The sequence below is a fragment of the Psychrobacter frigidicola genome, from assembly GCF_007997305.1.
Taxonomy (GTDB): Bacteria; Pseudomonadota; Gammaproteobacteria; order Pseudomonadales; family Moraxellaceae; genus Psychrobacter; species Psychrobacter frigidicola.
Genome location: NZ_VORZ01000002.1, coordinates 262,249 through 286,939 on the forward strand (window position 1 = coordinate 262,249; position 24,691 = coordinate 286,939).

Genomic DNA, 24,691 nt, shown 5'->3' on the forward strand with positions numbered 1-24,691 from the left:
ATTGAAAAGGCCTTGTCTTTCCTACAAATGCTGCAAAACAAGGTGGAAAAAAGCCTGTCAGCTTGCAGGGTATGCGTTACAATGCGATAATAGCAGACAATTTGTAACCCTTATTTTGAGGCGCGACTTTCTTAGCATTATCGCTGAGTATCGTCTGCTGTACTTTTCTATATAGTCCATCGGAGTGTTAATGGCTCAATATATTTACACGATGAACAACGTGTCAAAACTTGTTCCACCTCAGCGTGAGATTTTAAAAAATATTAATTTATCCTTTTTCCCTGGCGCTAAAATTGGTGTATTGGGTATCAACGGTTCGGGTAAATCAACCTTGCTACGCATTATGGCAGGCGTCGATACTGAGTTTAGTGGTGAAGCGCGCGCACAAACTGGTACTAAAGTGGGTTATTTGCCGCAAGAGCCGCAGCTTGATGACAGCAAAGACGTACGCGGTAATGTCGAAGACGGCATGCGTGAAGCGTTAGATGCGCTAGAACGTCTCGATGCCATTTACGGTGAATATGCCGACCCTGATGCAGACTTTGATAAGCTTGCTGAAGAACAAGGCAAAATGGAAGACATCATCCAAACGTGGGATGCGCATAACTTAAGCTCACAGTTAGAAAAAGCGGCTGATGCTCTACGTCTGCCACCATGGGATGCGGATGTTAGCAAGTTATCTGGTGGTGAAAAACGCCGCGTAGCACTGTGCCGTCTATTATTATCACGCCCTGACATGCTTCTTCTTGACGAACCAACCAACCATTTGGACGCTGAGTCCGTGGCATGGCTTGAGCAATTTTTGCAAAATTATAGCGGTACGATCGTTGCCATTACCCATGACCGTTATTTCCTCGATAACGTTGCTCAGTGGATTTTGGAGCTTGACCGCGGTCACGGCTATCCGTATGAAGGCAACTATACTGAATGGCTCGAGCAAAAGAACACCCGTCTAGAACAGCAGAATAAGCAAGAAGAATCGTTTGCTAAAGCCCTAAAAAAAGAGCTAGAGTGGATTCGTACCAACAAAAAAGGCCAACAAGCCAAATCTAAATCTCGCGTCCAGCGTTTTGAAGAGTTGAACTCACAAGAGTTCCAGAAGCGTAATGAGACCTCTGAGATTTATATTCCACCCGGTCCACGTCTCGGTAATAAAGTTATCGAAGTAAACGATATCTCCAAGTCCTTTGGTGACCGTTTATTGTATGAAAACCTGAGCTTTAACGTGCCAGCTGGTGCTATCGTCGGTATTATAGGACCAAATGGTGCGGGTAAAACCACATTATTCAACATGATTACGGAACGTGATACCCCAGATACCGGTTCAGTTGATTTGGGCGAAAGTGTCAGCGTGGCGTATGTTGGTCAGGTTCGTGATAACTTAGACGACAGCAAAACGGTGTGGGAAGAAATCTCTGATGGGCTTGATATCATTACCGTTGGTGACTACACCACGCCAAGCCGTGCGTACATTGGGCGCTTTAACTTTAAAGGCTCAGACCAGCAAAAACGTGTCGGGCAACTGTCTGGTGGTGAGCGTAACCGTCTGCAATTAGCGAAAACCTTGAAGCAAGGTGCCAACGTATTACTCCTTGATGAACCGTCAAACGACTTGGACATTGAAACCTTGCGTGCCCTAGAAGATGCGATTCAAGTCTTCCCAGGTACAGTAATGGTCGTATCGCATGACCGCTGGTTCCTTGACCGTATTGCCACCCATATCTTAGCTTTTGAAGATGAAGGTCCGGTTTGGTTTGATGGTAACTACTCTGAGTTTGAAACTTATCGCAAAAAGATGCTGGGTGATGATGCCAGTCCAAAACGCGCAAAGTATAAGAAAATTAGCAGTTAAACTATTAACTAAAATGAAAAGATAGCTTATTTTAATATAAAAAAAGACCTCTAATATATTAGAGGTCTTTTTTATACCACAGCTATTTTTGTGTAGCCAATACTATGTTGCTGCTAACTAACGCTTGCGGCCAAATTTACGCTGTTTTTTGTTGCCAATTTCAGTAATGGCGTGCGCGATAGCTTCCTCATCGAGGCTCGCTACTTGTTGCAAGATTTGCATCATATCAGGGCTGAGTACATATTTAGCATAATGCGCGATATCATCAATGCGCTTATCAAAAGTTAATAGCCCCGTTTCTTCCTCTTTTTGTAGATAGTCGAGGCGTAAAAGAGCATTAACGAAGCTTAAGAACAGCGCGCGGTCAAAGAAATCTGGGATGTCGTCGGCATATAGTACGGACAGGCGCTGCCCAAGCAGATGACATAAGTCAACGACTTCTTCTGCGGTTAAGTTACCTGAGCCTTGCTGAGCGAGAAGGGCTAAGGTCATAAAGTAACGCTCTAAGCTTTGGCCAACGGGCGTCGCTAACACTTCTAATTGCTGATAACAGCTGCTATTGGCATCGGGCACGCTGAGTACATCATCACTTAATTCGACGATAAGGCCATGTGACAGCATATTCTCAATCTTCCGATTGAGGGTTTCTGTTAGGCCGTGCGCTGGATAATGTAAAAACAGCTCACTTTGTAAAAAAGGATACAGCTGCGATACGATACCATCAAGGCGACTGCGTTCGATGCGACCGTTACGCGCCACAAGCGCCGCTAAGAATGACAGCAGAATAAATACATGCAGAATGTTATTACGGAAATAGCTCAGTAGCGCGGCTTGTTTTTCGGCAACTTGGATAATATCACCCAAAATATGAGGGATACGTTCGATAAGTTTTAGCTTAATACCGTAGTCGATAATATGCTGCGGACTCATATCAGTAATCACCGTATCATCAGAATAAGGCATCTGACGCGCGATACCTTGATAGAGAGCAATTTGCTCGCGGCAAATTTCTTCATCGAGGGCGGCCTTTGGCGCTGATAGTAGCACTAATGATAATAGTGATACTGGATTTACCACTGCTGCTTTATTGATATTCTGCATAATTTTTACGCCAATATTATCCACCATGGCGCTGGCTTTATCATCGAGTGGGGTGTCGGTACGATCCGCAGGTATGCTGTTAGCAGGCACATCAAACTTTTGCATAAAGTCGCTCAAATGCAGCGGCGACCCAAAACTTAAGTGCACATTACCAAAAATCCGCTCAATTTTTCGACCTACTTTTAGCAGTCCTAATAACGATTCTGATTCTTTTGGTTTACCTTTGAGCTCACCGATATAAGTACCGCCTTCCATAATGCGCTCATAGCCAATATAAGTCGGAATGAAAACAACCGGCTTATTGGTTTGACGCAATTGGCTGTGCACTGTCATCGCTATCATACCCAGTTTAGGGGGTAGCAAGCGCCCTGAGCGTGAGCGACCACCTTCAATAAAGTATTCAATCGGGGTTTTACGAGTAATGAGGGTATGCATATACTCGCGTAAAACGGCGGTATAAAGGGCATTGCCGCGAAAGCTGCGGCGAATAAAGAACGCGACTGCACCGCGTAAAAATGGCCCCAATACTGGCACATCTAAATTATCACCAGCCGCAACATACGGAATGCTCAAGCCGCGCTTATAAATAACGTAGGACAACAGCAGGTAATCGACATGGCTACGGTGACAAGGGACATAAATAATTTCATGATCCATCGCCAGCTCGCGCACGCGCTCAAAGTGATGCACATCGACGCCATCATAAAGCTGCGTCCATAACCACGTTAAAAACCGATCAAAGATGCGAATAATAGGGTAGGAGTAGTCATTGACCATCTCATTGGCATAGCCTTTAGCAACACTTCTTGCTTCACGCTCAGTAATACCAGTAGCAGTAGTCTCACTCTCTATTGCGTGCTTAATGGCTGGCGAGTAAATCAGCTTATCTACTAAATTACGTCGGTCTGATAAATCAGGACCGAGCATGCTGGCGCGTTGTTTATCGAGATAAACATTAAGCTGTTGTTGTAGCAACCGTACCAGCTCGCGATTGGCATTGGCGGCTGGAACTAAGGCATGACGGTTATCTTTATTATTAAAGGCAGTATCATCAGTGTTGGGACTGCTTGTAGAGTCAAAGGTTACCGCCTCATTAGCAAAACCATCTAATTCTTCTGAGCCATCGTATAGACTGTCGTGAATAACAGTGCGTAAATCTTGTGCGGGATGGAATTGAACAAAGGTATCACGTCCCATTACCCCAATATTAAATAACTGCTTAGTGATACTGGGGTCTTGCCAGTTATCAGTCATCAATAGCTTAAATAAAGAGTCTTCTTTTTCAGGTGCACGGCCCCAAAGAATAGAGACGGGCACTAGCCTTATTTGCAAATCTGGATATTGCAAAGAGGCGGCAACCAGACGCGAAAGACGTGGAGACAGCTTATTGTCCTTGCCCTTTGGATGATGCAAAAATATAATCGCCGCATTCTCATCGATATAATGGGCGCTATCTTCTACTCCAATTAGAGCAGGTGGTAATTGATATTCTTGGGTTTGCAAATCAACCAAGATACTATTGGAGCGCGAATAATCTTGCAGCACATAAAAGGTGAGCGTTTGATCATCAGCATCGAATTCTGGTAGCTCGCCCAACAGTTTTGGCTTGACCGCCACATCTAGCACTTGCCCTGATATCTTACGATAGAGCTGGTTAATTGGCGCTTTGTTATAAGTGGTGTTATCCACTTTATTGGCATCAGAGTTCTGAGTCGTATCAGTGATATTATTGACGACTGGCGCTTTAAAAATCCGCTTTTTTAAAAAACTAGGTATCATAATGAACAGTCAAACTTTATGAAATATAATGGCCTTATAATGCCATAAAAGCAGACAAAGCGATATATGGTAGGCGTATCTGTATTTAATATATATTGGATTAACCTATCGCCTATTTAAATGAGCGAAATTTTTGCGTAAGATAGCTTTGACATAAAATAAAAATGACTGCAATTATTAATAGCTACTAAAAGTTGCCTAATAATTAACAATAATCGCTAAACGTGAACACCTATGACGCCTGCTATTAATCTTGCCCAGCAGCTAAAACTTGACTATCAGTTGCACGAATATACCCATGATAATAGCGCAGCCTCTTATGGTCTAGAGGCGGCTGAAAAACTAGGTGTTGACGGCGCACGAGTCTTTAAAACCTTAGTGGTTGTAACCGACATAGGCACGCTAGCCGTAGCGATTGTACCCGTTGCTACCACATTAAACCTTAAGAGTATGGCCAAAGCTTTGGCCAGTAAAAAAGTACAAATGGCAGAGCCTAAGCACGTCGAGCGTAGTAGTGGTTATGTATTAGGCGGGGTCAGTCCACTAGGCCAAAAGAAGCGCTTAATAACTATTATTGATAGCTCAGCGCAAGACCACCCCACTATTTATGTGAGTGCTGGTCGCCGTGGTCTTGAGATTGAACTGCCTCCGCAGCAATTAGCTGAGACCTTAAATGCGCAATTTGCCAAGATTGCTACTGTTAATAGTTAACAGCCAGTAGTCAACAAATAGAATCGGCTATGATTAATTGAATACTCTTAGTTTCTGCTTATACATGCACAGCTATGTATATTACTCAATTCATAAGGACATTAACCATGCCACATTTAACCATTCAAGCCACTCCGAACGTCAGTATTCCTCACGCTGAATCTTTGCTAAAGGTGCTTAATAAAGCGCTTTGGGACAGTGGTCATTTTGGTAAAGCGACTGATATTAAAACACGCATGCTGCCAGTAACAACATTTTTAGTCGGGGTCGAAGACGATGAGCAAGAGCATGGCTTTATTTATGCCCATCTCAAACTCATGGCAGGACGCGATGATAGTGTGCGCAATCAATTGGCAGAGCTATTAGTGGCGACTATAGAGAATAAACTCAGCACAGAACAATCAGGTCGAGCGGCATTACAAATATGTGTCGAAGTAGAAGAGATTGGCACTGTTTATAAAAAAAAAATTCTCAGTAGCTAATTGTAGCATTAGAATTTTTACATTCACTTATTCACTTGCATAGCGCTTGGCTCGCGTACTTCGGTAGGATGATAATCTCAGTAGTATAGCCTGCCGTTTTGCCTTGAGTCGCCATTAGATTACGGGCGATACGCAAGCGGTATTCACCAGATGCTGGCAGACAGCCTTGATAGATAATACCGCCTTTAGTGCCATCCTGCTGACCGTTTGGCATATGCAAAACGCCAACGTTAGCGGTCTCAGAAGTGCCTGCCCCTTTACCTAATAGGGGAGTGATATTGATAATGGTATATTGTCCACTTGCCGCGCTAAACTGATACCAGCGCTCATGCTGCTTGGGAGTAAGTTTACCGCTAACAGTAGTACTGACTTGACCTGTAGCAAAGCGAATGGGTATATCACTACTGTTAGCAACGGCACTGTTTGCAGCCAAGCTTATGAGCGCTATACCAAATAACGTTGCTTGTAGATAGCGTGGCGATGACGAGACTCTACTATGAATGGGTAACATAATTAGCTCCTATAAAAGATGTTAATGATTGATACTAATCAATTTATGTCATCTTGAAAGTATCATATTAGTATGGCCCTCAGGATTGAGTATTTAAGATTTAACTGGCTTTAATGAAGCAAAAAAAAGCGCCTATTGATTAGGCGCTTTTTTTATTTTGTCTTAAGACTTTATATCAAATCTTAATCTAAGAAAGCAAAATTTTCGATAGCCATTGCGGTCATACTTTCGCTTGGCGCCACCATACCTTCAGCGTGGCCTGAGGTACGCGGTAATATTTTATCAAAGTAGAATTCTGCCGTTTGGATTTTAGCCGTGTAGAATTCTGGGGCTTCAGTACCGCCATTTTCTAACTTGTCATAAGCGACTGCCGCCATCCGCGCCCAGTGGTAGCCCATCATGACATAGCCTGAATACATTAAGAAGTCATCTGAGGCGGCAGAAATGATTTCACGGTCTTTACGCGCCATAAGCATTAAGCGCACGGTTAGGGTATTCCACTCTGCACATAGTTTAGTTAATGCCCAAACGAATTTACGCATGTCTTTATCGAGGGCATATTCGCCACACCATCTCATAATGCTAGAGGTGTAATCGCGGATGATCTTACCCTTCGACTGTAGCAACACTTTGCGACCCAGTAAATCCAGTGCCTGAATACCAGTTGTACCTTCATACATAGTGGCAATACGCGCATCACGAGCAATCAGCTCCATGCCCCATTCTTTAATATAGCCATGGCCACCGTAGATTTGCTGACCATGTTTGGCTGACTCAATACCAAGTTCGGTTAAGAAACCTTTAAGAATTGGGGTATAAAAGCCAAGCTTATCATCCCATTTTTCAAATTCTGCATCATCACCATTCGCAACACCTTGCGACATCTTGTCAGCATAACGCGCGGCATGATAAATCATGGAGCGTCCGCCTTCAGCAAAGGCTTTTTGAATGAGTAACATGCGGCGTACGTCAGCATGATGAATAATGGCATCCGCGACTTTTTCAGGATCTTTAACCCCTGATAGCGTACGCATAGAGCGGCGATCTTTCGCATACGGTAGCGCGTTTTGGAATGCTAATTCAGTATGCGCCAAACCTTCGATACCGGTACCGATACGGGCAGTGTTCATAAAAGTGAACATCGCTTTAAGGCCTTTATTCGGCTCGCCGATCAGATAACCAACGGCTTCGTCAAAGTTCAGTACGCAAGTCGCTGATGAGCTAATGCCCATTTTGTGCTCAATAGAACCACAGCTCACACCATTACGCTCACCAACCTCACCTTCCGCATTTGGCAAGAATTTTGGTACAATAAATAATGAAATACCACGTGTCCCTTCAGGCGCATCCGGTAGGCGTGCAAGTACGATATGAATGATGTTTTCAGTTAAGTCGTGCTCACCGCTTGAGATAAAGATTTTGGTACCGCTAAGCTTATAGCTATCGTCCTCTTGCGGAATAGCTTTTGACTTCACTTGACCCAAATCCGTCCCACATTGTGGCTCAGTCAGACACATCGTACCTGCCCATGACCCCTCGACTAATTTGTGCAGATAGGTTTCTTTTTGCTCAGCCGTGCCGTACTGCATTAATGTATTGATACAACCTGTTGATAAACCTGGATACATCGACCACGGCCAGTTAGCGGTACCAATAATCTCAGATTTAATGAGGTTTAATGACATGGGTAAATTCATACCACCGTATTCTTCCGGATAGGAGATACCTTGCCAACCGCCCTCGACAAACTGGTTATACGCCTCTTTAAAACCTTTAGGGGTCGTTACTACGCCATTATCAAAATGACACCCTTCCTCATCGCCTGATTGATAAATCGGCATAAGCACATTTTCGGCAAAGTCAGCGATGCCTTGGAGAATCATATCGACGGTTTCAGCATCCGCATTTTCGCCGTTATCTAAATCTTTATAATGCTTCTGAAAATCAAAAACATCATTCATTAAAAACTTAATATCACGTAAGGGTGCTTTGTAAGTTAACATAGTCATTCTCTTTTATCAGTTAGCTCTAACAGAGTTAAAGATTCATTATTAGCGTTTTTGAAGTAGAAGTTAGTAAGTGGTAGCGAGCATATCTATAATAAATTGGTTAAGTGCTACTTACTTATTATCATAATGGTTAAGATTTACTTAATATGTATATGTAGTACAGCGTTATTGTCAGTATAAATACTATGGTGAGTAAAATATACTACCTATAACTAATATTCATGATTAATAGCGTAACACATTACTTTGTAGCTTCTTTATAGCAATGTTAGAATAATAAAAAATTAGTGTAGGTGAACAAAGTACTGATAACCAGCAACGATTAGACCGTTCTCATTAATGGCTATTTTGGTTAAGGGGTTATATCATTATTAAATTAAAAATAAATAAACTAAAGCAAATTGATTTAAATTAGGATTTCCGTTCATGAATACCTCGCAGAATGTGGCCGCGCTTAAGCGTTTGATTAATGGAGAGCTTGCACACTTGCTCACGGTCAATAAAAGTCGCAGGCCGTGGCACTTACCTATTATTGCTGCTATTGCGATTAGTTTCCCCGTATTTGTAGGGGCTTATTTTGGTGAGTTATCGGCAGGGATTAAAGCCTCTTTAGGGGCAATGGTTATCTTAAACTTGCCTTTAGTAGGGTCGCTCCCTTATCGGATCGTAACCTTAATGACATGGGGCTTTGCTATGTCGTTATGTTTTGCGTTAGGGCTTATCGCGCAGCAAGTGCCGATTCTCAGATTACCCGTATTTACTGCTGTGGCTTTTGGTATCGTGGTCTTGGGGCGTTACTATCGTCAGCCACCACCTGCTGGCTTATTCATTATGATGGCCAGTGCGATTGCGCTGTTTATTCCGCTGCCGCTGTCACAAATATTACCAGCGACAGGTCTGGTGATGTTAGGGAGTGGTTTTGCGATATTCATGGGGCTGTTATATTCGCTGTTTTTGCTTGCGACCCGACCAACGCTACCGCCGCCAAGCTATAGCTATGAGCCTGATACGATTAGTGAAAGTATTATTGTGACCAGCTTTGTTAGTCTGGCGTTATTGGTAGCGCTGATGCTAGAGATGTCTAATCCCTATTGGGCGGCGGTGAGCTGTTTTATCATTATTCAAGGTATCCATCTGCGGACGATATGGATTAAGCAGCTCCATCGTCTGCTTGGGACCGCGGTAGGTATTGGGCTGGCGAGTTGGATGTTATCGTGGGGTCTGTCCATGTGGGGGGTGGCGGCGGCTTTACTTACTATGATTCTGTGCATTGAATCACTAGTTGATCGTCATTATGGTATAGCAGTAATATTTATTACGCCACTGACGATATTCATTGCGGAATATGGCAGCGGCTTACCCCTTGTACCTGAGATGTATCCGGAGATCATTCGTGCTCGGCTACTTGATACGGTGCTTGGCTGTATGATGGGGTTAGGTGGTGGGCTGGTGATGCATTCAACCACGCTACGCACGCCGCTGCGGCGTGTGGAAAATTGGTTGCTAGCGCGATTCGATGAGAATAAAAAAGTGGGTTAGGCAGATTGCTTTTTCAATACAGCAGTTGCTTGCGTCACATCAATAGCATGCCCTGTCCAACGCTCAAAGCTTAACGCCGCTTGTCCAATTAGCATCCCATAACCGTCAGAAGTTTGTGCACCACGGGCTACAAAATGCTGTAAAAATGGCAGCGCGCGACCATACATCATATCGTAAGCATAGTCACAATTTAAATCATAAGATAAAGGCAACGTGTCACCGGATAGACCAATGGACGTGGCGTTAATAATTAAGTCAAACTGTCCAGTTAGCTCGGCTGTCGTGCAAGTATTAATGTCATGCTTATGGATAGTAGGGCTGGCTGTACTAAGTTCTGCTACTAAGGTTTCAGCTTTGTTTAGGGTACGATTAGCAAGAGTCAGTTGTCCAATGCCTGCTTGAATAAGTGGTAATATGACTCCGCGCGCCGCCCCGCCAGACCCAATAAGCGCTACTTTTGCGTGCTCAAGTGGCCAGCCCAAGCTCATGATATGATTGACCAAGCCTTGACCGTCGGTATTGTCGCCATAGAGCGCGTCTTTTACAGATGAGCCATTTTTTACCTTGTCTTTATTTAATAGCAAGGTATTGACCGCCCCTGCAATTTTGGCGTGCTCAGATACGCCGCCACGAGCTACGCAAGCCTCATACGCCACTTGTTTAAAAGGTACGGTCACATTCGTGCCCACGCCGCCACCATGAAAAAACGCCTCAACGACAGCCATAAAGCTCTCAGTATCGTCTGGACAATATTGCTGCTCATAGCGAGTATCAAGTCCCGTTTGCGCGGCAAATACTTGATGAATTTCAGGTGATTTACTGTGAACAATCGGATTGCCAATGACGATAAAGTGAGGAATGTGTGGATTCATAGCCTGTCTGCTGCCTTTAATAGAGGGTAGGTTAACCATTATAAAACGCTTGTTATGGCTTGTTGTTATATGGCTTATTATTATAGTGTTTAGGGCGTTATTATTTATTGAGTCATGTATTATTGAGTGGCTAGTTATAGATTAACTGTCTGCTAGGCGACCTTCATAATAAGGGATAACAAGGTCTTTAACAAATTTGTACCCTCTGCGATTGTTACGCGTAACGTAAAAGGTGGTCAACAGCTAGGCAGTTGGGTAAACTGTAGGGCATAAAAGCCCAATACTGTCTTGCTAAGTGCGTCGCTACTTGTTTCGCTCATAATAGAACATCGATATACCTATCAACACGTTAGTAACGTGATTAATGTAGGCGTATTAATTCTCTACAAACTCGCTGATTATTTCGTTTAACTGTGAATGATTTTAGTGATAAACAACTGCTTTTTATAACATACTATTTTTATTATCGACAGCAGTCTTGCTGGCTCGTTAATACTATTCTGAGACCCATTTAAACACTGTGAGTAAATTGCCCATGTGGAATAACACCCTACAGACCTTTGTCATCGGTATCACGATGGTGGCTGGCATCTCGTTGAGCGCATGTGACGGCTCAAAACAAGACACCGTCGAAGAAGTTGCCTCTGAGATTAGTAGCGAGCAAGCCCCTAAAAAAGAGTCGGTACAGAGTTCTAATTCAGACGCGGACTTAGATGGTGCCACCGTAGAGCAAGGCTTGCCGGTTAAGTATGATGTGTCTTCATGGGGTGAAGACAGTGTTGAGGCCCTTAATATCAACGATTTTGATAAGATAAAATCTACCTTTGGCAAAGCGCTGAGCACGGATGAAAACAGCCTAGATTATGCCAGTAACCCTGCGACTAAATATCGCTTTATGGATACCGATGCGCCATATTTAGATTTGATTGATTCTAAAAAATATCTTGAGCTGGGTTGGTATTATGCCAATCCGAGTGATACGGATAAAGAAAAAGACTTGAGCCGTGGTCATGCTAAAAAAGTATACGAGCTAGCGCAGCAGCTCATGGGTGAAGAGGGCGGTAAAGTATTGTCCGACATGCTCAGCGGGCAAATTATTAAAAATAAAACGATTGGCGGACAGAAGATAGAGTTAGCAAAGTGCGAATTTTATAGCTGCATGCTGGTATTAAATAAGTCGAAGTCAGAAGCTGCCGTCGTAGAGATAGACGCTAACAGTCAATAAGAAAAGCCAGCCCTATAATGATAATCAATTAATAATAGCTCAATAATAATGAATGAACGTGACAGTTGGACCTGCCTGCAATCGCAAGAGCCTGATAGCTTAGAGAGCCGTTTAAAGGGCTTTACTCTCGATAATCGTGGTCTGGCGTATGGTGATGGATTTTTTACCACGATGGGCGTCATTGACGGCGCAATATTGTGGCAAGATTACCACCGTCAGCGTATCCACTCTCATGCAAAAGCACTACAACTCACTCTTGATAGCCACGCGCTATTAATAAGCCTGCAAGTCCACGCCCAACGCTTACAACAAGGAGTGCTTAAACTAATCGTCACTCGTGCTCCGCAAAGCGTTCGCGGTTATGGCTTTACGCCAAGTATATCCGGTAGTCAGTGTGAGATTTGGCTAAAATCGACCGCTATGACTATTGCTACTACTAACCAATGGCATCTGCCTGATGGGCGCTCAGTAGCCATGTCAGTACCTATGCAGCCTGCTATTGCCGCTGTGTGTTTAACCGCTCAGATAGCTTGTTTACCCCCAACCTTAGCAGGTCTAAAAAGTCTTAATCGACTTGATAATGTCATGGTCAGTGGCGAGCTACAGCGTCTCAAAGCAGCACAGTTGACTAGCGGCAAGGTCTTAGGTGGAGAATTGGGCGAAGGGCTGGTTCGTGATATGACTGGCAATTGGGTAGAGGGCACGATGAGCAATGTGTTTTATCAGCTTAGTCCTCACACGAATTATCCATCTGCGCCTAACAACCAAGAACTTTTGCAATGGTTTACACCGCCGCTGAAGCGTTCCGGTGTGCATGGGGTTATGCGTGCTGTGATTATAGATGCTTTTGCGACTTCAGCCACGCCAATAGTTGAGCGACCGTTGACGGATGAAGACTTACCTAATTTGTCTCAGATGTTCTTTTGTAATGCGGTGCGTGGGGTGATGCCAGTGAATGAACTTACTTTGCTGTCAGGAGATAAAGTTTATTTCACAGGTTGACGTTCTATTCCTATGTAAAAATATTGTATTTGGTATCTATATAATCTTCTGAGTCTAGAACGACTTCTTCACTTCTATAAAGTTCCTGCGCTTTTAGAAGTGCAGCTTGCTCGTCTTCAGCGACAATCTCAACTATTTGGCTAAGCGTTTCAATAATTTCTATGTGAAACGTCTTTGATGCTTTTATCTCTTTGTTTGTCATATCTATTCTCAAACTTACCAAACGATTTTACTCACTTGTCTTAAGTTCTTTAGGTTATCAAAAGAGCTCAAAAAAAGTGATCGTCTTTTGTTACGCAGACTTGGGCAATGAGGCAAATCGATCAATGATCCTTTTTTTAAAGTAGAAAACGATGCGCTCAGTGCATAACGAATTCTACTCTAAATCTGTTGATTGATGGTTTTTGATGAAGCTTGTCAAATGGCGAAAAAGAAACCTGATGAAATTGTTCATTTATCAAGGTTTACACAGCTATCTCTAGGCATTATGTATTTAAAGGACTTTAAAAAAAATGCTTTCGGTAGTGACCACGACTCAAAAACTCAATAATCCCTTTATCGCGTAATATTTGGAGCTGTTGGCGAATTTTGGCATGTACGTTATTATTGTTTATATGCAGAGCTTGTAGCACATCGCTAAAGCTATAAACTTGCGCAAGCGTAAAATGTTCAGGAAGTTTGTCTACACACTGCATAACGTCAAGTGTCCAACCACGAGATTCTATGGATTGCTCTCGTAAAAATAGTGTTTGTTGGAATTTTTGAGTGACAGTATCTCGTGATATCACTTGTTGGTTTTTGACCAAAAACACTTTGCCGGATTCAGGAACTTTGTGTAAATCAATATTACAGCCTACCCAGCCTGCGCGTTTTGCTTTGGGTGATAAAGGCTTACGTTTAATAATCATGTCGGATTTGAAAAAATGCTTGGGAATGATTAAAAAATTATTAACGCTGAGTTCTTTAGAGTAGGTCAAAAAGAAAAAGCTTGGATTATTGTTACTGTTAATACGCTGAATCATAGTGTCATAAGCACCATCGTTAATCACATTACTTAACTCAGCTTTTTTACTTTTAAGCTCAAACTATTCTGTACAGTTGGCGCAATAAAAATCAGCGACGGGTTGATTATTAGCAAATTCAGCTAACGGTTTGGTATTACAATTAGGACAGTAGCCGTTATCCTTGACCCATGATTCACTTAATACCCGAATGATTTGCGACGGTGAGCGATAGTCAGCAGCCAGTGTTTGATTAAAGTCTAAATTCATAGTGAAGAACCATATTGTAAAGGCAAAAAATTATTTTAATAAGTAAGATAGGCAGTAAGTTACATAAGATATTAATGAACAAATTATTGATGACTGAGCAAATAACATTGAAAAGCGCACGGTTCAGTGCTAAATTCTAGCAAACTTCTGCCTTATGAGTAGCCATGAGCACGCCGACACCCGAAACACCGTCTAATCAACCCAATGATAACTCGACTAATAAAAAAGATAGCGCTACTAATGAGCGTGTCAATACGCCGCAGGCCTCCGAGCCAGTGACGGCTGATGAGGCGCGCGTGGAGCAGACTCAAACAAATCATAACGATGATGCGGGTAAGGTAGACGCAGATAAAGCACCGGCGACTGATATCTCGCTTATCAATGAGCCGAGTACCAAGCGGCAGTACAAAACGGACAACCCGTCATTCTTTATGCAGCGCGGCTATCAAATATTGCTAGTGTTGGGTCTGATTGCGGCCTTTTTATTGGTAATGGTATATCAGACGTTGTTTGGACGCATTAGCCAGCCGCAGCAGATGATAACGATTGAGCAGGGCGATACCTATTACGGTCTGTTACCGAAGTGGCAGAATGTGCCGCTGTTTTCTGCCAGTGTTGCTAAGCTGTACATTAAGTCGCAAGTTGATGCGCCATTGCATTCTGGTATTTATCAGTTGCCTGAGAACCCAACGATAGCCGAAGTGCTGCAAGTGCTCGAGCAAGGCGCAAAAGTCGCCATGGTTAAGGTGCAAATTATCGAGGGTAAAACCTCAAAAGATTTATTCCAAACCCTACGTGATACTAAAGGTATTAAAAAAGAAGTGCTCACCAACGACGCGGATAACGCCAGTATTGCGCAGGCGCTAGAACTTGATGGCGTACTGCCGGACGCGGTAACCAATAGTAATGATTATATCGTCAATCATAACCTTGAAGGTTGGTTTGCCCCTGATACTTATTATTATGGTGAAGGCGCAACGGATAAGCAGATATTGACCGACTTGTATAAAATCCAGCAGAAAGCGCTGACCAAAGCGTGGGAAAATCGTGCGCCCAATCTGCCGTATGATACCCCTTATGAGGCGCTAATTATGGCCTCTATTATTGAAAAAGAAACCAGCGTAGCAGAAGAGCGTCCTTTGGTATCAGCCGTATTTAACAACCGTTTCAAAAAAGGCATGCGCATGCAGACCGACCCAACCATTATTTATGGAATGGGCAGTAGTTATGAGGGCAATATCCGCCGTAAAGATATCGATGAAAAAACGGCTTATAACACTTACCAAATTGATGGTTTGCCACCAACCCCAATCGCGTTGCCGTCAGCAGCCTCTATTGAAGCAACCTTACATCCTGCCGATAGCGATGTACTGTATTTTGTAGCGACTGGCAATGGCGGACATAAATTTACCAACAGCTTAGCGGGCCATAATCAAGCCGTAAAAGAATATCTGAGTGTGATGCGTGAGAAAAGAGCACAAACGCCGCCAGAATAACTCTATCTCTATATTGATACGAAATAAATTCTTAACGCTAAATATAAGGCAAGGGTATGTCTGCACCACCATTAGAAAATATGACAATGAACGGGTTGCAAGGTCGCTTTATCAGTTTTGAAGGTACCGAAGGCGTCGGTAAAACGACGTCTATCGAAGCGTTATGTGCGCGTTTGCAAGCGGCTAATATTGATTATGTGCGCACACGTGAGCCAGGTGGTAGCCCTTTTGCTGAGCGCTTGCGTGATATTTTGTTAGATCCAGCCACCGCTATTAGTGACGATACCGAGCTGTTATTAATGTTTGCCGCACGCTGCGACCATATGCAGCAAGTCATCATTCCAGCTTTAAAGCGTGGAACATGGGTGATATGTGATCGTTTTACGGATTCAACCATTGCTTATCAAGGTTTTGGGCGCGCGGATGGTGATACGGCAGTATTGGCGAAGATTGAGTCGCTTATTACCCAGTTTATCCCCCAATTGCCTGAGTTAACCTTATGGTTAGATTTGCCGGTGCTTGAAGGTATGGCGCGCGCGGGTAAACGCGGTGCTGCCGATCGTTTTGAGCAACAAGCCACCGCGTTTTTCACCCGCGTACATGAAGGGTTTACGGTACTGGCTGCTAATCATCCTGAGCGCATTTGCCGTATTGAGGCGTCGGGTAGTACCGATGATGTGAGCGCCCGTCTTTGGCAAGTGGTACAGGCGCGCTTTGATATCTCTCCAGACAAATCTTAGTATTTGTATACTTGGATACCCAGCTTAAATAATAAATTTTCAATAAAACAACCCAGCTCTTGATGCTGGGTTTTTTTATTTCAAAATAAATTATCTTTATGAGTAATTATTTATTTTGACTGCTATCGACGTTCTTAATAGCGCTATTGTCAGTATTACTAGAACTGCCTGCCGCTTTTTTATCATTATCAGTATCTGGCAAACGATTGGGATCAAGTGCGCCTTTTTTGTTTTTAGGGGCGCTGCCACTGCCATTAGCATTGCCTTTTAAAGTGGCCACTGAGCTATTAGGTTGCTTCGGCTCAGCTTTTTTAACGTCAGGCTTTTTGGCTTCAGGAGTTTTAGATTTTACGTTCTTGGTATCCGTCTGTTTATCTGAATCCGCTTTGCCACTATCATTCAACGGTGTTTCTTGCACCGGCTCATCGGTCTTATCTGTATCCAATTTATCAGTAGCTAATTCCACTTCTTTACGCTTTTCAGGTGCCTTAGAGTTGGCTTCAAAATGAGCATCTGCAATCGTGCGGGCTTGTTCTTGCTTGGCAGTCACGTCGACCGATTTTGGCTGCACGTCATCTTCAACAACGAGCGCCACTAATTTACGATCACGCGGCACGTTACCATCGAATTTATCGGTAATTATATGCAGCTTGCCTTCTTTGTCAATGCTGTACAGCGGCACGAATTGCTTGTTGTCGGCCTTATATTGTGCAAAGGTGTAGCTGTCGGTAATATTAGTAATTTTAATACGGGCTTTTCTAGACAGCATGCTGGCAAGTTTAGTATACGTCGCATCTCCAAACAGCCACTGCGAATGGAAATTGGCTTGCTTATCATCGCGCTCGCTTTTGACTTTTTCATCGCTGAATTTGAGGCGGTAGAGCTTCTGTTCACCGAACTCATGGCGATAATGAATCTCAGATAGCGTGTTCAATTCTTTATCCATACTTAAGGCAAACAAATGACCGATACCGATCAAATCAAGATGATGGTCAGCATGGTCAGAGACTGGATTACCAAAGTAGGTACGTAGACCACTCATCCGCGCGCTGGCAATATTGGTATAGTTATTATGCGCGACCAGCACATCAAAGCCTTGCTCTTTTAAGGAGGTCGCAATCAAGAGCGCCACTGGGTTTGAGCCGACAATAAGAATGCCATTGGTCTCAGGTTCACGAACCCCGAGGAAATTACCAACCATCTTTGCGCCCAAGCCTTGAATCATGACCGTACCAATAATGACCATAAACACCAGTGGAACGAGCAGCTCTACCCCTTGAATATCATATTCTTGCAGACGAATAGCAAAGAGCGACGAGATGGCAGCCGCGACAATACCACGCGGACCAATCCAGCTAATCATGAGCTTTTCATTGGTTTTTAAATTGGAGCCAATAGAGGAGGCCCAAACGGATAGCGGACGGGCAACAAACATGACGATAGCCAGTAGCACCAAGCCAGCAAAGCCTACGCTCATCAAACTTGCCAGCTCAACGCGTGCAGCGAGGATAATAAACAATACTGATATTAATAAAACAGTCAGTGACTCGTTAAATTCCAAAATTGTATCGCGTGGGAATTTTGGCCAGTTGGCGAGCGCAACCCCAAGCACAGTGACGGTTAACAAACCAGACTCATGCTCTAAATGGTTCGATATTGAAAATAAAAGTAGGACAAAGGCAAGGGTAAACACATTACGTAAAAATTCAGGCACCATATGCTTGCGCATTAAGAACGCCAGCGCCCACGCTCCAGCCAGACCCATGACTGTTGCTAATATAACAATTTTAGCAAATAGCAAGATACTACTGGCCTCGCCACCAGAGATGATATATTCGTAGACTAAGACCACTGCAATCGCGCCAATGGGGTCGATAATGATGCCTTCCCATTTAAGAATATTAGAGATATTCTTATTGGGACGGACACTGCGTAGCAGTGGCATAATAACCGTAGGGCCTGTCACACAGACCAAAGAGCCAAACAATAATGCGATTAATGGATCGACATCGAACAATAAATAAGTCGATAGTGCCACAATCGCAATCGTGATGAGTACCCCGACAGACACCAGCATTTGTACTACTGTACCGTGCTGCTTAATCTCATCAAATTCTAAGGTCAGTGAGCCTTCAAATAAAATAATTGCCACACCTAATGAGATGATAGGAAACATCAGCTCGCCAAGCACCAAATCAGGATCAAAGTAACCCAGTACCGGCCCAACAATAATGCCGATTAATAATAAAAATAAAATGGATGGTTGCTTTAAATACCAAGCCAACCATTGGGCGGCAATGCCAATCCCAACCACGCCGGATAACAATAGGGCGGTATCCATAAATTAATCCTTTTCATAAGGGTGACACACTGCACATATCACAGCATAACTTTGACTTCATAATAGCAAAAACGACAAACCGCTATGACAGTAACGGGTATGACAAATATAACTCTAATGAGTAGAGTTATTAAAACTATCACTCGCGCTACTTCGGGCACTGATGGCATGTACTAATAACAAGAGTAATAACATCGAAATATAAACAAAGTTAATTGAATAAAGCAAAAGTTAACAAATTGCGATAAAGTAAACTCTGTTGATTCGATAGCCTAGCTGACAATAACACCCTAATTGTGGACGAGTCATTGTTCGTTGGACGAATTATTTGGCTGATTATCATAGCATGGTTTTATTTTACTTATAGTAAAGGCAACCTATTCCGCTTGTTATGCCTATATCTATATCTATATTTATAGCTCATAGCTTGTAGTTCATAAATAGCTATACCAGTCGTTATCTTGCATAATAAAGCAAGGTAAGACGAATGAATAAGTCAGGGTAAACTGACATCAACCTACTTATATTAAGACTGCATAAGGGCGATAATATGCACAAAAAATCTATTACTACTAAGGTGCAACCTTGGCTACAGCGTAGCGCGTTAGCAATCGTTGTGGGTACGGCAATGACTGCTGGGATCAGCATGGCTATCGCTCCCAGTGCGCAAGCAGCGGTTTCTACGGCAGACTTTTCTGATTTGGTGCAGCAAGTCACCCCTGGGGTCGCGCGCGTCAATGTCACTAAAACAGTCAGTGAGGCAGAGCTTGCCAAAGCGCAAACGGCAGAGCTGTTGCGCCAATTCTTTGGCGATCGGCTGCGCATTCCTGAACAGGCCGCGACACCTGCTATCGAGCATGCTTATGGCACAGCATTTTTTGTGACGGCTGATGGCTACATGCTTACCAACCACCATGTTGTCGAAGGTGCAGATAAAATTACCATCACTTTAAATGACCGCACCGAGCTTGATGTGATCTTAGTCGGTAGTGATGAACGTTCGGATGTGGCGGTATTAAAAGTGAAAGGAAACAATTTTCCTGCACTGCCCATTGGGGATTCTAATATTTTAAAAGTAGGGGAACCCGTATTGGCTATTGGTTCACCGTTTGGGTTTGATTATTCAGCTTCTGCTGGTATTGTCAGTGCCAAATCGCGTAGCTTCTCACGTGAGACTAGCGTGCCGTTTATTCAAACAGATGTGGCACTGAACCCTGGTAATTCAGGTGGGCCTTTATTTAATCAGCGCGGCGAAGTCATTGGTATTAACTCGCGCATTTTCAGTGGTACAGGTGGCTATATGGGATTGTCGTTCTCAATCCCAATTGATGCGGCAATGGATATTTATCAGCAACTCAAAACCAGTGGCTCAGTAGCACGCGCCTATATGGGTATTTATCCGCAAGATATAGACCGTAATTTAGCGGAGGTCTATAAATTATCGCGTCCTCAAGGAGCGCTGTTGACGAAAGTTGCGCCTGATTCGCCGGCTCAAAAAGCAGGACTTAAATCTGGCGATATTGTGTTGCAGTATAATGATATTAAGATTATGCAGGCTTCAGATTTATTGAATCTAATTAATCGGGCACGTCCCAACGACCCATTCCGCGCGCAATTACAGCGTGATGGTAAGCAGATGATAGTGACCGGTAAGCTTAGCCAAGCGCCAAGCGATGTGCAAGCGCAGGGGAGCGATCAGTTAGATAATGAAATCCGTTTGGGTCTGCGTTTGCGTAACTTGACGGATGATGAGAAAACTGAGCTGGCAACGGATAGTAAAACGGGCATATTAATTACGGCAGTCGATCCTACAGGTTTGGCCGCGCGCTCAGGATTACTTGCTGGCGATATTGTCACTAACTTGCATCAAAAGAAAATTTCTAAAGCCACTGATTTTTCTAGCGCTATCTCATCGCTACCTAAAAAAGGCGTGGTAACGATTGAGATTATTCGTCAAGGAATCCCAGCGATTATTGGCTTGCGCATTGAATAATAAAGTACAATTGCGCTACACTAACTTTTAAAATGAGCATAGAAAAACAATGTTAACTAAAGTCAGTGGTTAGCATCAAATAGCGACAGTATGAATAGCCAAGCGTTATTCAATTGATGGCTAATTGACAAAACAAAATATGCTACACTATTGAACGTTTCTGACGCGATAGCTAAGCAAGATATACATGTCAGAGATAATATCGCGAATAAGAAGAACGCAAGAATGTTGAGCAAGGCTAAGTTCTTGCTCATAACCTATCATGTAATAGCTTTTATATAAGCTAGGATAATACGGTAAGGCGCAGTTATGAGCACAGGATATGACGACATTAAAACCCGACTTCAAGGCTCAATGGTAGCCTTGGTAACGCCCATGCTACCTGATGGCACGGTCGATTATAAACGTCTGGCAGACCTCATAGATTGGCAAATCGAACAAGGTACCCATTGTTTGGTTGCCGTCGGAACCACGGGCGAGTCTGCTACTTTATCCATGCAAGAGCATAGCGATGTTATTCGATTTTTTGTCGAGCATGTCAAAGGTCGCGTTCCTGTCATCGCAGGAACCGGTGCCAATAATACGGCTGAGGCCATTAAGCTGACCCAAGAAGCTGCCGATGCGGGTGCTGATTGTGCTTTATTGGTTGCACCTTATTATAATAAACCGCCTCAAGAAGGTTTATATCAACATTACAAAGCTATTGCCGAGGCGGTCGATATTCCGCAAATGCTTTATAATGTTCCAGGCCGTACCGTCGTCGATATCTCGCAAGAGACGGTTGAGCGTTTGGCTGATATTGATAATATTGTAGCCATTAAAGATGCGACCGGTTCAGTTGCGCGCGGTGAGCAATTAATCAAAGCCGTTGGCGATAGAATGGTGGTGTTATCTGGCGATGATAATACGGCACTAGAATTGATGAAAGTTGGTGCAAAAGGCAATATTTCTGTGACCGCTAATGTTGTTCCTAAAGCAATGAGCGAGACCTTCTCGGCTGCCCTCCGTGGCGATTTTGATGCTGCTCACGCTGCGCACGATGTAATTAAGCATCTGCATCATGACTTGTTTATTGATTCAAGTCCGATGCCGACCAAATATGCCTTATATAAAATGGGCAAAATAGATAGAGGTATTCGTCTGCCGCTGGTTTGGCTCGCAGAAGAGCACTATGCCACTATTGATAGCGCGTTGGTTCAGGCAAATATTAACTAATAAAAGCCATTTCTTAAAAGCTAATATAGAGGTCTTATAACATTAAGACCTTATAACACTGAGATATTATGATGAAAACATCATTTACCACTGCAAAAATACTTCCTGCCATGCTGACCTTAATATTGGGCAGTACTTTGGTATTGAGTGGCTGCCAAACGGCAAAAGGCGTTATTGGTAAGCGTGATAATGGCAGCTTAGATTATCAAAACAGCAAAAAGATAGCGCCGTTACAGCTGCCAGTTGCGCAAAATACGGCGTCTTTTGTACCGCTATACCCGACGCCAAATGTAGGGGCAAATACCCTCATACTACAAAATGACGCGGGTAAACAGTATCAATTGCCGAAGCCTGAGCGCGCAGTAGCTATTACCGCTGCACCGTCTAAATAAACCGTTATCCCTATCTATACTGCTAGTATTTTCGTCGTGATTATTACCTCATTGATAACCAAGTAAAATCACAATGGCAAAGTTTTAGCGGTAGCTGCGCGTTTCCACCCCTCAGCTTGAACGAACAGGACACTAAGATGCAAAGACAAAAACTGCTGTATAAGGGCAAAGCTAAGTCTGTCTATGAAACTGACGACAACGATTTTTTGATTTTACATTTCCGTGATGACACCTCTGCTCTTGATGGCAAGCGTATCGAGCAATTGGCACGTAAGGGTGAAGTTAATAACCGCTTTAATGCTTTCATCATGCAAAAATTAGCGGACGCAGGCATCGAGACTCATTTTGAAAAGCAGCTATCAAGCGACGAAGTTCTTGTTAAACGCCTAGATATGTTTCCGTTGGAATGCGTGGTGCGTAACTTTGCGGCCGGCAGCTTAGTGCGCCGTCTAGGATTAGAGGAAGGGCTGGCACTTACGCCCTCTACTTTTGAATTGTTCTATAAAGATGATGCGCTAGGTGACCCGATGGTCAACGAGTCGCTTGCTGTGACGCTAGATTGGGCAACTGAAGCTCAGATGGAAAAAATGCAAGAATTAAGCCATCAAGTGAACGATGTATTAAAAGCACTGTTTGATGCCGGTGACCTGATGCTAGTAGACTTTAAACTAGAATTTGGGGTATTCCATGACCGTATCGTTTTAGGGGATGAATTCTCGCCAGATGGTTGCCGAATTTGGGACAAAAAAACGAAGAAAAAACTAGATAAAGACCGCTTCCGTCAGTCACTAGGTGACGTGATTGAAGGCTATGAAGAAGTTGCTAAGCGTATTGGCGTGCCATTAAACTAGAATCGTTATAGATAATATTTTAATAGCTTAAAAATTAAATCGTAAAAAAACTGAGCCACGCGCTCAGTTTTTTTATGCATACGCACTACTGTTGGTTTGCTATTATTTATATAGTTAAAGAGTATCAAGAAGAAGAAAACATGGGTGATAAGTTAGATTATAAAGAAGGTTTGCCAGAATAAAATAATTTAAACCCTCTAAATGAAGAGTCTTTGCCGCAGTACAAACCTCAGTCCAAGACTGAATGTGAATTATGTGTTGCAGTTAAAAACTCAAAAGCACATGCACTGATGGCTAAAGCTCAAAGTGAGGCTAAGGCATGTTTGCTGGGTTATAAATAGCCGTATTAAAATATGTCTGATTTTAAAGTTCGGTAACTATCTTCGATTTTTGATAAAGCATCGAATAATAAGGCATCACTATCCAGCAAGCTCATGTCTTTTATAGCAGGCTAGCATCATTATCTGCAGCAGGGCTTGCTTTAGGCCGTTGTCTTCACGCTTTTCTTTAAGCTCTTTTTTAAAAAATGGTCGAATATAAACGGGCCAAACGGTAAGAACGAACCGAGTACACCTGCGGGTATGGCCCAGAGCGGCATTTTTATTTTGATGGCTGCGACCATAAGAATCACGATGTAGGCGATGAATAATACACCGTGTGCCATACCGATATATCTCACACCTTCTGATATGCCCATCATATATTTTAGGGGCATGGCGATGCCAAGCAATAACAAGAAAGAGGTGCCTTCTAGATAACCCATGATAGTAAGGTTTTTTAACGCACTTTTTTGTTTTCTTCTAAGATTGGGAATTTGTTCAGTAGTTGGCTGAGTCTGCGACACTGTATTTTCCTTTTGTTATTATCGGCAAATAATTTATGGATAATTCAATCTCATTATGATACTGACTCTGCTTAGGGCTTTGAAGTGTCTAAGTGTTAGTTTGTATCAGCTGCCATATTGAGCCTTCAAAGGTGGACTTTCGATACCAATAGTTTAGAGTGCTAAGGCAGCGCCAGTTTACACAGCAGTGTAATTTTCGCATGAAACAGTTCTCTTCTCATGTTTTTGACTCGCCGCTGAAAAACATTAAATATAAAACTGCCTTTGAACTACCATATTTATACTCATCGCTATCAAAATTAATCTTCCGTACTTCAGTCCAACTCCCAAGCCATTCTCCAGACTCGCGTCCTAGATACGCACCTAACACGCTTAATACTCCTGTAAGTAGGCCAATAACTCAACAGGCTAAATAAGCATTAATAGCCAATAAGTTTAAAGTAAATCCTGCTCTCATAGCATCAC

Annotated in this window: 20 protein-coding genes and 2 pseudogenes; 12 read left to right on the plus strand and 10 right to left on the minus strand. The window is 43.1% G+C overall.

Features of this window, described 5'->3' with window-relative positions:
* The first annotated feature begins 190 nt into the window (after positions 1–190).
* A complete protein-coding gene (gene ettA / locus ES754_RS07700; protein WP_147223609.1) occupies positions 191–1,852 on the plus strand; it encodes an energy-dependent translational throttle protein EttA in 1,662 nt (553 codons plus the stop codon).
* A 117-nt stretch (positions 1,853–1,969) separates the two neighbouring features.
* Here the strand turns inward: ettA and plsB are convergent, their stop codons facing one another.
* Positions 1,970–4,732 carry a glycerol-3-phosphate 1-O-acyltransferase PlsB gene (plsB, locus tag ES754_RS07705; RefSeq protein ID WP_147223610.1) on the minus strand — a complete coding sequence of 921 codons (2,763 nt, stop codon included), beginning with the start codon at positions 4,730–4,732 and terminating at the stop codon, positions 1,970–1,972.
* Positions 4,733–4,966: 234 nt separating this feature from the next.
* Here plsB and ybaK point away from each other — a divergent pair, with 234 nt between their 5' ends.
* Both ybaK and ES754_RS07715 read left to right on the plus strand, forming a co-directional pair.
* A complete protein-coding gene (ybaK, locus tag ES754_RS07710; protein WP_147223611.1) occupies positions 4,967–5,443 on the plus strand; it encodes a Cys-tRNA(Pro) deacylase in 477 nt (158 codons plus the stop codon).
* A gap of 107 nt (positions 5,444–5,550) precedes the next feature.
* The gene (locus ES754_RS07715; RefSeq protein WP_147223612.1) at positions 5,551–5,925 is read left to right on the plus strand and encodes a 5-carboxymethyl-2-hydroxymuconate Delta-isomerase; all 375 of its coding nucleotides are present in this window, start codon (positions 5,551–5,553) and stop codon (positions 5,923–5,925) included.
* A 31-nt stretch (positions 5,926–5,956) separates the two neighbouring features.
* Here ES754_RS07715 and ES754_RS07720 read toward each other — a convergent pair whose 3' ends face one another.
* Together ES754_RS07720 and ES754_RS07725 are read right to left on the minus strand one after the other, a co-directional pair.
* A complete protein-coding gene (locus ES754_RS07720; RefSeq protein WP_147223613.1) occupies positions 5,957–6,436 on the minus strand; it encodes a hypothetical protein in 480 nt (159 codons plus the stop codon).
* Between the two features lie 182 nt (positions 6,437–6,618).
* A complete protein-coding gene (locus tag ES754_RS07725) occupies positions 6,619–8,439 on the minus strand; it encodes an acyl-CoA dehydrogenase C-terminal domain-containing protein (RefSeq protein ID WP_147223614.1) in 1,821 nt (606 codons plus the stop codon).
* A gap of 432 nt (positions 8,440–8,871) precedes the next feature.
* Here ES754_RS07725 and ES754_RS07730 point away from each other — a divergent pair, with 432 nt between their 5' ends.
* A complete protein-coding gene (locus ES754_RS07730) occupies positions 8,872–9,984 on the plus strand; it encodes an FUSC family protein (RefSeq protein ID WP_147223615.1) in 1,113 nt (370 codons plus the stop codon).
* Here ES754_RS07730 and aroE read toward each other — a convergent pair.
* On the minus strand, positions 9,981–10,856 hold the full coding sequence (aroE, locus tag ES754_RS07735; protein ID WP_147223888.1) for a shikimate dehydrogenase: 876 nt from the start codon (positions 10,854–10,856) through the stop codon (positions 9,981–9,983). The genes ES754_RS07730 and aroE overlap by 4 nt on opposite strands.
* A gap of 535 nt (positions 10,857–11,391) precedes the next feature.
* Between aroE and ES754_RS07740 the strand changes: the two genes are divergently transcribed.
* Together ES754_RS07740 and ES754_RS07745 are read left to right on the plus strand one after the other, a co-directional pair.
* Positions 11,392–12,081, plus strand: coding sequence for a hypothetical protein (locus ES754_RS07740; protein ID WP_147223616.1), 690 nt, complete (start codon positions 11,392–11,394; stop codon positions 12,079–12,081).
* A gap of 48 nt (positions 12,082–12,129) precedes the next feature.
* On the plus strand, positions 12,130–13,083 hold the full coding sequence (locus ES754_RS07745) for an aminotransferase class IV (RefSeq protein WP_147223617.1): 954 nt from the start codon (positions 12,130–12,132) through the stop codon (positions 13,081–13,083).
* Positions 13,084–13,093: 10 nt separating this feature from the next.
* Here ES754_RS07745 and ES754_RS07750 read toward each other — a convergent pair whose 3' ends face one another.
* From ES754_RS07750 to ES754_RS07755, 3 genes and pseudogenes are all read right to left on the minus strand, one after another.
* Positions 13,094–13,285, minus strand: coding sequence for a DpnD/PcfM family protein (locus ES754_RS07750; RefSeq protein WP_147223618.1), 192 nt, complete (start codon positions 13,283–13,285; stop codon positions 13,094–13,096).
* Between the two features lie 301 nt (positions 13,286–13,586).
* Positions 13,587–13,778, minus strand: a complete 192-nt coding sequence (locus tag ES754_RS12265) for a hypothetical protein (protein ID WP_420825354.1) — start codon at positions 13,776–13,778, stop codon at positions 13,587–13,589.
* A 48-nt stretch (positions 13,779–13,826) separates the two neighbouring features.
* Positions 13,827–14,354 (minus strand): annotated as a pseudogene (locus ES754_RS07755) (DpnI domain-containing protein); the annotation flags it as partial.
* A gap of 164 nt (positions 14,355–14,518) precedes the next feature.
* On the opposite strand from ES754_RS07755, the gene mltG reads away from it, so the two are divergent.
* The gene (mltG, locus tag ES754_RS07760; protein ID WP_147223619.1) at positions 14,519–15,850 is read left to right on the plus strand and encodes an endolytic transglycosylase MltG; all 1,332 of its coding nucleotides are present in this window, start codon (positions 14,519–14,521) and stop codon (positions 15,848–15,850) included.
* 56 nt (positions 15,851–15,906) lie between these two features.
* Positions 15,907–16,590: a dTMP kinase gene (gene tmk / locus ES754_RS07765; protein ID WP_147223620.1), complete on the plus strand. Its 684-nt coding sequence runs from the start codon at positions 15,907–15,909 to the stop codon at positions 16,588–16,590.
* A gap of 106 nt (positions 16,591–16,696) precedes the next feature.
* Here tmk and ES754_RS07770 read toward each other — a convergent pair whose 3' ends face one another.
* On the minus strand, positions 16,697–18,931 hold the full coding sequence (locus ES754_RS07770; protein WP_147223621.1) for a cation:proton antiporter: 2,235 nt from the start codon (positions 18,929–18,931) through the stop codon (positions 16,697–16,699).
* Between the two features lie 550 nt (positions 18,932–19,481).
* Between ES754_RS07770 and ES754_RS07775 the strand changes: the two genes are divergently transcribed.
* The 4 genes from ES754_RS07775 (at position 19,482) to purC (ending at position 23,382) form a co-directional block, all read left to right on the plus strand.
* Positions 19,482–20,924, plus strand: coding sequence for a Do family serine endopeptidase (locus ES754_RS07775; protein WP_147223622.1), 1,443 nt, complete (start codon positions 19,482–19,484; stop codon positions 20,922–20,924).
* A gap of 309 nt (positions 20,925–21,233) precedes the next feature.
* Entirely contained in the window at positions 21,234–22,139 is a 906-nt protein-coding gene (gene dapA / locus ES754_RS07780; protein WP_147223623.1) for a 4-hydroxy-tetrahydrodipicolinate synthase, read from the plus strand.
* 68 nt (positions 22,140–22,207) lie between these two features.
* Complete coding sequence (locus tag ES754_RS07785; RefSeq protein WP_147223624.1) at positions 22,208–22,531, plus strand: hypothetical protein; 324 nt, start codon at positions 22,208–22,210, stop codon at positions 22,529–22,531.
* Positions 22,532–22,668: 137 nt separating this feature from the next.
* Positions 22,669–23,382 carry a phosphoribosylaminoimidazolesuccinocarboxamide synthase gene (purC, locus tag ES754_RS07790; RefSeq protein ID WP_147223625.1) on the plus strand — a complete coding sequence of 238 codons (714 nt, stop codon included), beginning with the start codon at positions 22,669–22,671 and terminating at the stop codon, positions 23,380–23,382.
* Between the two features lie 481 nt (positions 23,383–23,863).
* Here purC and ES754_RS07795 read toward each other — a convergent pair whose 3' ends face one another.
* On the minus strand, positions 23,864–24,226 hold the full coding sequence (locus tag ES754_RS07795) for a DUF3817 domain-containing protein (protein WP_147223626.1): 363 nt from the start codon (positions 24,224–24,226) through the stop codon (positions 23,864–23,866).
* A 246-nt stretch (positions 24,227–24,472) separates the two neighbouring features.
* A pseudogene (locus ES754_RS12430) lies at positions 24,473–24,689 on the minus strand (manganese efflux pump); the annotation flags it as partial.
* Positions 24,690–24,691 lie beyond the last annotated feature (2 nt).